This window comes from Paenibacillus sp. F4 (assembly GCF_002894905.1).
Classification (GTDB): domain Bacteria; phylum Bacillota; class Bacilli; order Paenibacillales; family Paenibacillaceae; genus Paenibacillus; species Paenibacillus polymyxa_B.
On sequence record NZ_POVS01000009.1, the window covers coordinates 386734 to 398810 of the forward strand.

The following is a 12077-nucleotide window of genomic DNA, read 5'->3' on the forward strand; positions in this document are numbered from 1 at the left end:
TTACTGGAATACGCTCCATAATGCCAGCCAACTCTACATCTATTCAAGTATCGCATAGGTTCCTAAGGTATTGGTCCCCAGCTGATTGCCAATGTCCTCTCTATAGAACACGATCACTTTCTTCCACTTTGCGGGTATACGTATCCGAATCCCGTAAACTCACGAATGGCGTAATCTCCCCTATGCTATAAATATGCAGCAGATGCATCGCTCGCGTACAGGCGGTGTAGAACAACTTACGCTCACTCTCACGCTGGTATTGTTTCGCTGATCCGTCATAAATCAGGACCGCATCGAATTCCACGCCTTTTGCCAGGTAGGCCGGAATGATATGAATCCCCTTTTCAAAAGCAGGAGTTGTTTTCTTAATTAATTTTGGCTTCACTGACAGCTGTCCTTCCAGCGCTTCGTAGGCTGCCGCGCTTTCGTCAGCATTTTTACAGATCACCGCGATGGATTCATAGCCTTCTGCCAATAATTCTGTGACATTCCCTGCTATCTGTTGATGCAACTTTTCACGCGAACGCACCTCGGTTACAAGAGGCTTCTCACCCTTACGGTTAAACGGTACAATGTGCTCTCCCCCAGGGACCATCCCCCGGGTAAATTCCACAATCTCCTGTGTTGAGCGATAGCTGCGTGTCAGGGAAATCATCTCGGTCTGATCTGCACCATACAAGTCATACAATGGCTCTGCATCCTGAAGCACCGAGGCATGGGCATAGATAGCCTGATTAAAATCACCCAGTGCCGTCATTTTAGCCTGTGGAAATAAGCGCTTGAAGAAAGCCAGTTGGAATGGGGAATAGTCCTGTGCCTCATCAATAAACACGTGACGGATGTTGCTATTGGAACGGAAACCCAGCATCAGCTCACGCAAATATAAAAAGGGTGTCACATCCTCATACGCTAACTCCCCAGCCTGAATTCGTTCCAGAGTTTGTCGACTAATTTCACCCCAGCTGACGGGTAGCTCTGCATGATTCGCCAGTTGGCTCAACAACGCCTCATTCATAAACAGCTCGCTGTAGAGCCGGGTCGTATCTACGAAGCGAAGCGCCTTAATCCATTTGCGCAGGGGCTTCAAGCGGTCACTGACCACCATACGCGCCAATATTTCTCTTTCACGCGTAAAATCGTCGAAGGTATCGCCCTTATTCTTGGATTTACGGCGCATGCGGTTATAGGCACGCTGATAATCCTCCGGCTCCATCAGATCCATCTGTTGATCCACCCATGGGGCAGAGCATTCTTCCTTACCAAAGCGGGCCAGCTCTTTGAGCATCCAATCCCGCAGCAGTTCCAATCGGTTCGCCAGCCGCACCGTAGAGTCGAATTCATAAAACTTGCGGGCCATTTGCTCTACTGAAACCACCTCACGTCCCTGAAAGCGGATGGGTTTAAAACGCATTCCTTCCTGTTCCAAATACGTCTTGTAGCCTGTAATCACATGTAAGAACGTCTTGGACGACTTAAAGCGGATACCCTCCATCCTGGCTTCATACCCAGGCTGTAACGACGCTGAAAGCACATATTCCAGCTGTTCAAATGGATCTTCTAACTGAAACTCCCGGCCCAAACGCCGCTCCAAATATTCCTGAAACGTGGCCTGAAGCATATTTTCCTCACCCAATTCAGGCAATACTGTCGATACATAACTGTTAAACATCGGGTTAGGCGAAAATAACACGACCTGATCTGCTCGTAAGCGATCCCGGTACTTATACAGCAAATACGCTACTCTCTGAAGCGCAGCAGAGGTTTTGCCACTTCCTGCCGCCCCCTGAACAATGAGCATCCGGCTTCGATCATCACGGATGATGCGATTCTGCTCCCTCTGGATGGTAGCGACAATACTTTTCATTTGAGCATCCGAGCTGCGGCTCAATACTGCTTGAAGAAGTTCGTCTCCAATCGTCACCCCTGTATCGAACATAAAACGGATCTGTCCATCACGGATCGAGAATTGGCGCTTGAGCGTGAGTTCCCCTTCCATCTCCCCTGCCGGGGTCTTATATGAAGCGGGCCCCGGCATGTTATCGTAATAAAGATTGGAAATAGGCGCACGCCAGTCGTAGATCAGAAATTCCTCATCTTGATTATCCAGCAGGGAGGCAATCCCCAGATAAACACGTTCCGCAGTCTGCCCTTCCTCAGCAAAATCAATGCGTGCAAAATACGGTGAATCAAGCAACTTTTTCAAACGACCTAACGCCTCTGTGGAATGCTTGTGTCTTCGTTCCCGCTCAGACAAAATCTCAGACTGCTGACGCAAACTGGTGGACGTCTCACCCACATCATCTGCCTCACTGAAATTGATCGTTACCTCATCCCAGAAGTCTTTACGCATATCGACGACATCTCCGCGCACAGAACCAACCTCTGTCTCTAGCTTCCGAATACGCCGGCTAATCACTGCGGTCACATCTTCTACTCTTCGTTGTTCTTCATTCCATTGCTGTTCAGTAGTCACTGACATCGCTCCTGTTCCGTTTCCTCCTGCTCCACGCAGGGCTCCCTTGCGTACAAACTATGCTCTATTATGGACCCGGGCATACTCGCGGCATCCCCCTGATCCGGGAAAATTGACTAATCCTTTGAAGCATGCTATAATGTAAAAAGAAGTGTGATTCACAACTTATGCATATGGTTTCACCATAAAACAGAGCATCCTCTATTGTAGCAAGTTCAGTCCCTGTTCGCAACCAGCGGGCTTTTTTTGTGCGTTCTGGCAACTTTCTATTAACCTGTTCTTACACACTTGAATTCATTACATAAAAAAGCGACCGGCCATCTGATTGATGAATGCGGTCGCTTTTCTTTTAGGAAATTCGCCTATCTGCTCTCTTCTACAGGATGAATATGGTCGGCCAGTCTGCTCAACCTCTCCAGCTGATGACCATAGTCGTACATCGCCGCAGCCACAATGGAAAGCCGCAGCATTCCTTCCTGACAATGGTCAAAACGTGTAATCGCATGCTTCATAAATTCGCCGTTGGCTTGTTGAAACAATTCACTTTCGTCCTCATTCGGTTTTAGCTTATTTTCGAATTTCAGTAGAGCATGCTCGTGAAAACGAATCAGTAACTCCAGATGACTGTCAAAAAAAGCATCCGTTCCCTTTGGCCGTAAAGACTGGAAATAGTGCCTTTCCACTGCATCCAGTACCTCATATCCTTTGTGCAAACTTCCGAGCATTTGTTTGTATACTACCATTTGTCTCGTTTGACTAAACTTAGAGCGCTTGAGCTTCTTCTGCTCTTCCTCGAACAAATGATATTTGTCCGACAGCGATTTAATGGCTCCCTCCAGATTGCCTTTTTCCTCTTTAAAGACAGACTCCTTAATCTCATCGGAAATGGCAGTACGCAGCAGCAAGGACATGCTGTTAAATACATTTTGAATCTGATTAATAAACTGCCTTTTCGGTTTCGGGGGAAAAACGCTAACATTGATGACAAAAGCAGACACAATCCCAATCAAAGTGAGCGCAAAGCGGGTCACCGCAAATTTCCAGTCCCCTGAGGCTTCCATTACAGAAACAACGGTCACGAGTGTCAATCCCACCGTATCAGCCATATTTATTTTCAGACATATCATAAGTACCAATACACATACCAGTCCAACTGCAATCGGCTCATTCGAAAATACCATTCCGCCCAGCAACGCCATGATTGCACCTAGTGTGCTTGTTTGGAGTTGATCCAGAAAATAACGCCACGACCTATATATCGACGGTTGCATGGCAAAAATAGCGGCTATCGCTGCCCCCACAGGCGAATGGGTGTTCAAAAGCGTGCTCAGAAAAAGGGCGAGCGTCACTGCGATTCCCGTTTTTAACACCCGTGCTCCAAAAGCCAAAGCCATCCCTCCTGCTTACCTTTCAAATTTATTCATACCGAATTACTATAATGAAAATTCAATGTAAAGTCCATGCTTTATTATTACCCAAAACAATCGGAGATCAGGAATATTTATGAAATGTACAGTTCCTGCTAGAATACATATCAACAGTATTAACTTATTTGCAACACGTCACAGGAGGAACTCATCGTGCCATGGATTAGTAAAATGTTAGAAGAGCCCCAAAAGTGGCCGCGTAATATCCGATTGTTTTTTATGGCCAATCTGTTGTACCAGATGGGCACGGGAATGTTTTCTGTACTGTATAACCTGTATATCCAAGGGCTTGGCTTTGATGATGATATGAACGGCCGGGTGGTCAGCTTGCAGGCGCTGGCGACGGCGTTGCTGTTCATTCCGGTCGGATTTTTGGGGGATCGGACGAGCCGCAAAAATATGCTGGTTATCGGCGCATTATTCAGCGGCCTGGCCTTTCTCGCCCGTACCTTTACAGATACCAGCGGAAGCATGTTGGTATTTGCCGTAATCTCAGGTGTATTCGCCGCCTTTATTCAGGTGCTGGCTGTGCCTTTTTTAGCGGAAAGCATTAGTAAATCCCAGCGTTTAAAAATATTCAGCTATTACTCAGCTCTTGTACTGGCAGCCCAAGTCCTGGGCAGCTTCGGGGGTGGCGTACTCGCAGATGGGCTGCAAACGTGGGGAATCACACCGCTATCCAGTCTGCGGGTTGCTCTGTTCCTTGGAGGAATGGCAACATTGACTGCTTTTATTCCTCTATTGTTCATCACAAAAACTACGGCAATCATAGAAGCACCAGCTCCTGCCCAATCTTCACCTCAAACAGAACAAGTACATATACCGCACAGTACACCCGATATCCCTGCATCAGAGACGCCTGCTGTTTCTTCTGATCGCCGGGTTATTGGACAATTTGTTCTGGCCCAGTTTTTTCTTGGGTTAGGTTCAGGTCTGGTCATCCCGTATCTTAATTTGTATTTTACGAACCGCTTCTCCGTATCGCTCAGCGCAATGAGTTTACTGATTGCACTCGGCCAGCTCATGACCATCCTCTCCATGTTGATCGGACCTACCCTCGGCAGCCGAATTGGACTGGTCAGAGCTGTAGTTGGCTTCCAACTGCTTTCGCTACCGTTCCTTCTCATTACAGGCTTTACGAACGTGCTATGGATCGCTTCCATCAGCTTTCTATTCAGGCAAGCACTAATGAATGCAGCCAATCCGCTGCAAACCGCCATTCTCGTCGAACGTGTGTCAGATAAAAATCGTGGCATTGCCAACTCCATTCTCCAGACGACCTGGATGCTAGGCACCGCAGGTATGGGACCTGTACAAGCCTATTTAGTTACAACTTATGGCAACTATTGGGGCTATGCCATCACATTTAGCATGACAGGTGTTTTCTATATTTTGTCCTCCCTCGTCTATTACAGAATGTTCCGAGAAAAGCGCCCGTCCGCGGGCCAGCTTTTACAAAACCCGGCAAGCCCGTAAACAAAATCATGACACAATAAAAGCCGGAGCCTCCAAGCGGACTCCCCTGGAACGTCATAGGATAAATGAGAATGGCGGAGGAGGAATGAAGGCATGCTTCGAGTTGCATTGCTTACGGACACGTATACGCCTGACGTGAATGGCGCTGCTCTGACCCTGGAACGATGGATTGGCTATCTGGAGACACATGGAGTATCTACGCTCGTCTTCGCACCGGAGGCAGACCATCATCTGCCCTCTGGGCCGGGTGTAGAGCGATTTCGGAGTATTCCCTTTTTATTGTACCGGGAATGCAGACTTGCGATCCCCAACGCCAAACAGATCAATGAGCGTCTGTCAGCCTTTTCCCCGCATTTGATTCATGTCGCTACTCCGTTTAACCTTGGCCTGTATGGAACAAGCTACGCAGCCAAACACCATATTCCACTCGTCGCCTCATATCACACCCACTTTGATAAATACCTCGAATATTACAAGCTTCGCTGGCTTGAACCTGCGTTATGGAAATACATGCTCTGGTTTCACAGACATTGCGAAAGGGTGTATGTCCCTTCTCAATCAACCATGGAATTGTTGCGCAATAAAGGAATGGGACAGCTCGAAATCTGGAGTAGAGGCATTGATACAGACCGATTTCAACCAAAGGTGGACCGTAATACAGTATGGAGGAAATGGGGCGTTCATGCAGATGCATTTGTTATTTTGTATGTAGGCAGGCTTGCACCGGAAAAGGGGATAGACACGTTACTGGATTCCTATCTCCAGTTACCCGACGACGTCCGCGCAGCCTCTGTGCTGGTCATTGCAGGAGATGGTCCATTGTATAAGGTCAAAACTGCAGCGGATATAGGAGTGCCGGAGCATGCAGTCCACTGGCTTGGTTTTGTGAAAGGCCCGGAACTAGCTGAACTCTACGCCGCAGCCGACGTATTTCTCTTCCCTTCCACCACGGAAACCTTCGGCAACGTTGTACTGGAGGCTATGGCGAGCGGTACACCTGTGGTCGGTGCCAATGAAGGCGGGGTAAAAGATAATCTAATCCATGGAAAAACAGGGCTATTGTGTCCTGCTGGGGACGCCGCTGCCTTTGCCAAAGCTGTACACCTGTTGTACGAGGATGCCTCACTACGCGATGCTATGTCCAGAGCTGGTAGAGCCTACAGCCTGGAGCAGACGTGGGACCGTATTTTTGAACGGCTACTGGACAGCTACATGGACGCAGCAACTCTACACCTCGACAGCCGTCCCATGACGCGAATGTAGCCTTCAAAAACAGCGAAATTTCAGATAGCATGATAAAGGCGAGGTAAATAAATTCTGCTAATACCTTAATTGTTTCAGCAGCTTGTTATGTACCCCACTCAACAAAATCACTGCTGTCAGGGCGCCGATGAACGCAAGAAGCATATCCCATTGGGTATCCCATACATCTCCCTGTGTGCCCAAAAAGGCTTCTGCTGCCGTTCCGGTTGCCTTGGCTACAGCAAACTCAATCAGCTCATACACAGCGCTGATCGCAAGACACACACTAACCGTGAGGAAAGTGAGCCAGCTCCCGCTTCCCAAAGCCGTTTTACGCAACAGCACTTCCCTGACAATGAGTGCAGGTACAAAACCTTGTACAAAATGCCCAAGTCGATCATAATAATTGCGCTCCAGTCCGAACGTATCCCGAATCCAGTTGAACAGTGGCATTTCGGCATAGGTATAATGTCCACCGACAATCAAGATCAATGCGTGCAGCCAGATTAGGGTGTATACCAGATTGGTAAACCGAAATCTACGGTACAAAGCCGTCAGCAGCACAGCTCCCAAAACCGCGGGTAGAACTTCAAGTACCCATGTAAAATAATCCGCTGGGCGAATCAAGGACCAAATGAGGGCAAGCGCCAGTAATACAAGTAAAACAAGCGGGTAGCGATCATTTTTAGACCATGCCGTTGCCTGGTTCATCTTCATTCCTCCTCAGCCCAAAGCTCTAGCCTTCGTTCGTTACGATATGTTTGACACGCCCAACCTGTCCGTCTGTCAAACGCACTTTGATTCCATGCGGATGACGCGGGGAATTGGTCAAAATATCTTTCACCGTTCCTCGTGTCAGCTTACCGGTAGGCTGATCCTTTTTAAGTACAATATCTACCTGAAGACCAGCGTGGATATCGGATCGATTCTGTCCGTTCATTGTAGCTATTCCTCCTTTATTTTTACATTTTTTGATGATATTCAGCCACTCAGCTACAATTGAATCACCAGCGACGCCATTCGTCCTGGCGGTTGTTCCCCATCCAGACTACGCACATCGTGGATACATAGCTGACGAGCAAAATGACGAATACCATCCCACTAAACTCCACAAAATGAGTACGTTGCAAGGAGTCTGCCCATATGGAAGATACCTGTGCATACAGTTGAGAGGGCGCAGAAACAATATCCCATGTGTTCCCTCGAAAGAAACGGCCAATGTAAATACCCAGGCTGCTCAACAAGAGTACCGCCAGCATAAACAGCCAACTAACAAGCCCACCACGTGCACGCTGTACCAATTGTCGTACGGATTCGAGCGATACAAAACCCATTGTCAGGCCAAGTACGGCTACCAGCAGCATTCCCAGTACATGATTCCAAAAGTACGGATTTCCCCAGAAACGTTGCTCCCCGAGAAATGGATATCTGGCGAATACATGCAGCAAATCTGTGATCAAATAGGGTGTATTGGGATAAAAGAAAAGCCATGCCGCCCCCGTAACCCAGAGTAAAAATGTTCTCGTTCCCCGCCTCCACGAGCTGTACATTACATCAAGCAGTAGCGTCAACAGCATAGGAATCCAAGCCAACATCATATTCCACCAAATAAAAAGATAAGGGCGGCCCCCTGAGGGCAGTCGCACGTTAATGATCCACAATGTACTGATTACGGAGCATAAGGCCAGTGCTAAAAAAACATAGAGTTTTAGTGGATAATTTAACGATCTTAAACGGGCATACATATGTGTCTTTCCTCCTTGTAACCGTCCTGCCTTCCTGACGTTCCAATTTACACCTGTTCTGGACAGTGTACACCACAATGGCTTCAAGCTCAATGGAAGCGCTCTACCCCTGCATAAATGAACATAAAAAACATCTATTCTTTGGGAATGGACCTCATCCCCGAAAAATAGATGCTTACTGTGTTTTAGACTTCACTCACAGGTAAAAGCGTAGCTCCGGTAGTTTTAATATTCGGGCAGCATGAATTAGCATAATATCGCTAACAGCATTATAAATTCCGTTGATGCGCTCCGTCCATTCGCCATCCGGCGTCCCGTCCAACCCTTCAGCTAGCCAAGCCTCGGCCCGCGCGAGCGCTTCGGGTAGATCAAACAGCCCATATAGAAATCCCAGCGCAGCACACAATACCCAACGGTGATTTGGCGTATGGCAACCTCTGGTCACTCAGTGAATTCCGACGCTCCAGTATTTGGGCCCACAACGTTTGGATAAGCAGCAGAATCCCTGCACTGCTCATGGAAAAGCCCTCCAGTTCCTCACTGATATTGTATGGAAATGGAACCTCTACAGGATGCACAATTACCGCTTTTGCTCCGTACCGATGCGCATATTCCACAGATTGCACCAGCAGCTCTATCGCACGTTGTCGCTTGGTTTCAACGTCAAACCCGAGCAGAACGGAATTCGCGCCGTAATCCGGATCTGGTGTATGAGGAAATGTATTATGCACACTCGATATGCCGATTTCTCCCCGCTCAATCATAGGCTCAATCGTCGTTAGCATTTCCCGGGTAATGTTATAGTTCAGCTCCACCCTGCTAAAGCCCAACTGACGGATTTCCTTTACAAGTTCTCGACCAACCGTATGCTTTTTTATATTCCAACAGTTAGTTGCTAAATAGACAGATTTCTTACAAATGATCTGTTACCACTTAACTCCCAAGCCTTCTTTTGTTATGTATATTAACATTATGAAAACGCTATACATATCATTAAATAAATTTATATTATAAAAAAAAGCCTATCCATCATCTACTTAAAGACGGATAAGCTTTTACTGTTGTCTAACCTTGTATCCAATTGACCAATGAATGTACTGTCAATGTACCCGGCGCAGCTGCCACAAATGCTGATGAACCGTTGCGCAAGGCCAAAAACTCCACTGTTTTTGGAATACCGGGAGCCAGATCCAGATGGTTGTCGCTGAAAATACCTTCCTGCTCTGCCGATAGCCACACGTGTCTGGCAAGTACATCCGAACACAGCATGAATCTGCTGCCTCCGCTTCCCTGAATCTCTGTCACTTCAATTTTTGCCTGCGGTAAATCCATCTCTTTCGTGTCTGCAAAATAAATTTCACCAGTGGCCACCTGTTCATCATTCTGCGTCAGACACGCGACCAGCATATGCTCCGCACGGTTCAGGCCACTCAGCCATTTGTCGATAGGCAGTATATGTACAATTCCTGCACCGCCTGCTGGTTGCTTTACCTTAACGTCCTCTTCATGAATAGCCTGGCTGCTACGGATATGCAAAAGAGTCAGCCGCAGCGTACCTGATATCGGCTCTAGTGTATCGTTGACCAGATGCAAGACCTTATTCCCCTGTTCTGTATCGGTTGCACTCAACAGCACATCGGCAAAGCTGCGCTTAGCCGTATATTGGAGCGCCTTCCAACGACCAAAATAGTCCATACTCGACCAGGAGGCAACGGGCCAGCAGTCATTCATTTGCCAGTATAATGTCCCCATGCAATAGGGCTTGTGACGACGATGCGTCTCTATGGCTACTTTCATTGCTTCTGCCTGTAAAATTTGGCTCATGTGAAGAAAACATGTAAAATCCTTTGGCTCTCGCATGTACCGCTCCATATATTCTTTAATCAGACGATTGCCCGCATCGTTCTTCTGATGTGCCAGCATCACCGCAGATTCCAGCTCCAAATCCTTCTCTTCCGCATAAGTACGAACGGACTTGTATTCAGGAAAGGACTGAAAACCATATTCACTCATAAAACGGCCCACATGTACATGATAATTCTCAAACGGCTCAGACGCGTGCCATACACCCCAATAATGAATATCACCTGCAGTTGAAGACCGATGGGCATGCTGGTTCCGATCTCTCGTCAGGTCTATCAGCGGGGAGGAGGGCCAATAGGCTGTCTGCGCAGACCAGGTGTGTACCGCCTCCGGTAGAATCCGATGAAAGAGTGTTTCATAATCATTCCATAGGCGTTCCCGTTGCTCAGGTGTGTAGTCCTTTTTCCAGCCCCAGCCTCCATTCTCTTCATAATGCGCCCATGCAGAATCGATCTCATTGTTGCCGCACCATAAGGCAATGCAGGGATGATGACGCAGCCGCTTAATATTGTCCTCGGCTTCCTGTGCCACATTGTCCATAAAATCCTCATCCCCCGGGTACATACTGCAGGCGAACATAAAATCTTGCCACACGAGCAAACCGTATTCATCACAAAGCTCATAAAATATGTCTTGTTCATAAATACCGCCGCCCCACACCCGCAGCATATTCATATTCGAGGCGGCTGCACTGGCAATTTCATACCGATATCGTTCCATCGTAACTTCAGTGATGAAGCTGTCATTCGGAATGTGGTTAGCCCCTTTTGCAAACACAGGAATTCCGTTCAGCTCAAAATAAAAGCTCTCTCCTGCTGCATCCCGTTCACGTATAAGACGGATGGAACGCAGTCCCGTTTTTACTGATTTTCCCGCGATTACAGCTCCTTGTTCTTGTTCCACCAATTCGGCCACAAACGTATATAAATGAGGCTCCCCCAGTCCACGGCACCACCACAACTTGGGCTTCTTCATCTCCAGCTCCAGCTCCACCGTCTGCTTCCCCTTCAGCAGCCGAACCGGCTTGGACCACACCTTCCCGTCAGCGGAAATACGCAACTCGGCATCTCTAATCTCATCTGCATTTTCGATCTCTACCACTGCCATGAGTTTAGCCCCTACCGAATTCACCTCGTCCTGTCGAATAAACAAGTCTCTCACGATCAGACCGGACCAGGCCTCGATCCGGACCTCTCTCCAGATACCGCTCGTCACCAGCCTCGGTCCCCAGTCCCAACCATAGTGGTAGGGAGCCTTACGTGCGAAAACGCTTACCTTTTTGTCGGACAAACCACCGATCTCAGACTGATCATTGGGTGCAGGGAGTCCATAACCCAAGCTTTCAAGCTTGGGTACATCTTCAGTGATCGGAGAACGAAAACTGATTTCTAGCCGATTTTCCCCTTGCTGAACAAATGCCTTCACATCCTGTCTCCATACCCGAAACATATTATTGACTGACAAGACAGATTGACCATTCACTTTTACATCAGCGTATGTGTCCAAACCTTCCAACACCAACTCTACACATTGACATTGAAGCTGATCTGCATTTATCTCAAAAGGGGCTTCATATATCCAATCCTGTTTATCAATCCACTGTACCTCCATCTCGTTCACACCAATAAACGGATCAGGAATTTTGCCATGTCGTAAAAGATCAGTATGCACACAACCCGGCACTTTCGCGCTAAGCCACTCATCACTTTGTGCTTCCCTAAACCTCCAGCCATCCAATCCTATCACATTAACCATCGTCACAAGCCTCCCTATAAGCATGATTGGGAACATCTGGATTCTTCAGTAACATAACAAAAATAACATTAAGCTAACAAAATAGTCAATTGTTTT

Annotated in this window: 9 protein-coding genes and 1 pseudogene; 2 read left to right on the top strand and 8 right to left on the bottom strand. The window is 47.7% G+C overall.

The window, feature by feature from the left end; translation table 11 throughout:
* Window positions 1-100: 100 nt before the first annotated feature.
* Window positions 101-2479 (bottom strand): RNA polymerase recycling motor HelD, encoded by a 2379-nt coding sequence (helD, locus tag C1T21_RS08745; RefSeq protein WP_258012398.1) that lies wholly within the window; start codon window positions 2477-2479, stop codon window positions 101-103.
* A 356-nt stretch (window positions 2480-2835) separates the two neighbouring features.
* Window positions 2836-3867 (bottom strand): FUSC family protein, encoded by a 1032-nt coding sequence (locus C1T21_RS08750; RefSeq protein WP_175405266.1) that lies wholly within the window; start codon window positions 3865-3867, stop codon window positions 2836-2838.
* A 186-nt stretch (window positions 3868-4053) separates the two neighbouring features.
* On the opposite strand from C1T21_RS08750, the gene C1T21_RS08755 reads away from it, so the two are divergent.
* Window positions 4054-5376: an MFS transporter gene (locus C1T21_RS08755; RefSeq protein WP_374703718.1), complete on the top strand. Its 1323-nt coding sequence runs from the start codon at window positions 4054-4056 to the stop codon at window positions 5374-5376.
* Between the two features lie 93 nt (window positions 5377-5469).
* Window positions 5470-6639, top strand: a complete 1170-nt coding sequence (locus C1T21_RS08760; RefSeq protein ID WP_103047959.1) for a glycosyltransferase family 4 protein — start codon at window positions 5470-5472, stop codon at window positions 6637-6639.
* A 57-nt stretch (window positions 6640-6696) separates the two neighbouring features.
* On the opposite strand, the gene C1T21_RS08765 is transcribed toward C1T21_RS08760, so the two are convergent.
* From C1T21_RS08765 to C1T21_RS08790, 6 genes and pseudogenes are all read right to left on the bottom strand, one after another.
* On the bottom strand, window positions 6697-7329 hold the full coding sequence (locus C1T21_RS08765; RefSeq protein ID WP_071640354.1) for a DUF2238 domain-containing protein: 633 nt from the start codon (window positions 7327-7329) through the stop codon (window positions 6697-6699).
* 25 nt (window positions 7330-7354) lie between these two features.
* On the bottom strand, window positions 7355-7558 hold the full coding sequence (locus C1T21_RS08770; RefSeq protein WP_103047960.1) for a YwbE family protein: 204 nt from the start codon (window positions 7556-7558) through the stop codon (window positions 7355-7357).
* A gap of 64 nt (window positions 7559-7622) precedes the next feature.
* The gene (locus tag C1T21_RS08775; RefSeq protein WP_069080066.1) at window positions 7623-8363 is read right to left on the bottom strand and encodes a DUF1361 domain-containing protein; all 741 of its coding nucleotides are present in this window, start codon (window positions 8361-8363) and stop codon (window positions 7623-7625) included.
* 211 nt (window positions 8364-8574) lie between these two features.
* Window positions 8575-8808, bottom strand: a pseudogene (locus C1T21_RS27840) (hypothetical protein); the annotation flags it as partial.
* On the bottom strand, window positions 8732-9193 hold the full coding sequence (locus C1T21_RS08785) for a hypothetical protein (RefSeq protein ID WP_374703719.1): 462 nt from the start codon (window positions 9191-9193) through the stop codon (window positions 8732-8734). The gene C1T21_RS08785 and the pseudogene C1T21_RS27840, both read right to left, overlap by 77 nt.
* 235 nt (window positions 9194-9428) lie before the next feature.
* Window positions 9429-11981, bottom strand: coding sequence for a beta-mannosidase (locus C1T21_RS08790; protein ID WP_103047961.1), 2553 nt, complete (start codon window positions 11979-11981; stop codon window positions 9429-9431).
* Window positions 11982-12077: the final 96 nt, after the last annotated feature.

Bases quoted from the DNA above. Each gene is read 5' to 3' on its own strand.
- helD (WP_258012398.1), bottom strand. From the start codon at position 2,479: ATGTCAGTGACTACTGAACAGCAATGGAATGAAGAACAACGAAGAGTA.
- C1T21_RS08750 (WP_175405266.1), bottom strand. From the start codon at position 3,867: ATGGCTTTGGCTTTTGGAGCACGGGTGTTAAAAACGGGAATCGCAGTG.
- C1T21_RS08760 (WP_103047959.1), top strand. From the start codon at position 5,470: ATGCTTCGAGTTGCATTGCTTACGGACACGTATACGCCTGACGTGAAT.
- C1T21_RS08765 (WP_071640354.1), bottom strand. From the start codon at position 7,329: ATGAACCAGGCAACGGCATGGTCTAAAAATGATCGCTACCCGCTTGTT.
- C1T21_RS08770 (WP_103047960.1), bottom strand. From the start codon at position 7,558: ATGAACGGACAGAATCGATCCGATATCCACGCTGGTCTTCAGGTAGAT.
- C1T21_RS08775 (WP_069080066.1), bottom strand. From the start codon at position 8,363: ATGTATGCCCGTTTAAGATCGTTAAATTATCCACTAAAACTCTATGTT.
- C1T21_RS08790 (WP_103047961.1), bottom strand. From the start codon at position 11,981: ATGGTTAATGTGATAGGATTGGATGGCTGGAGGTTTAGGGAAGCACAA.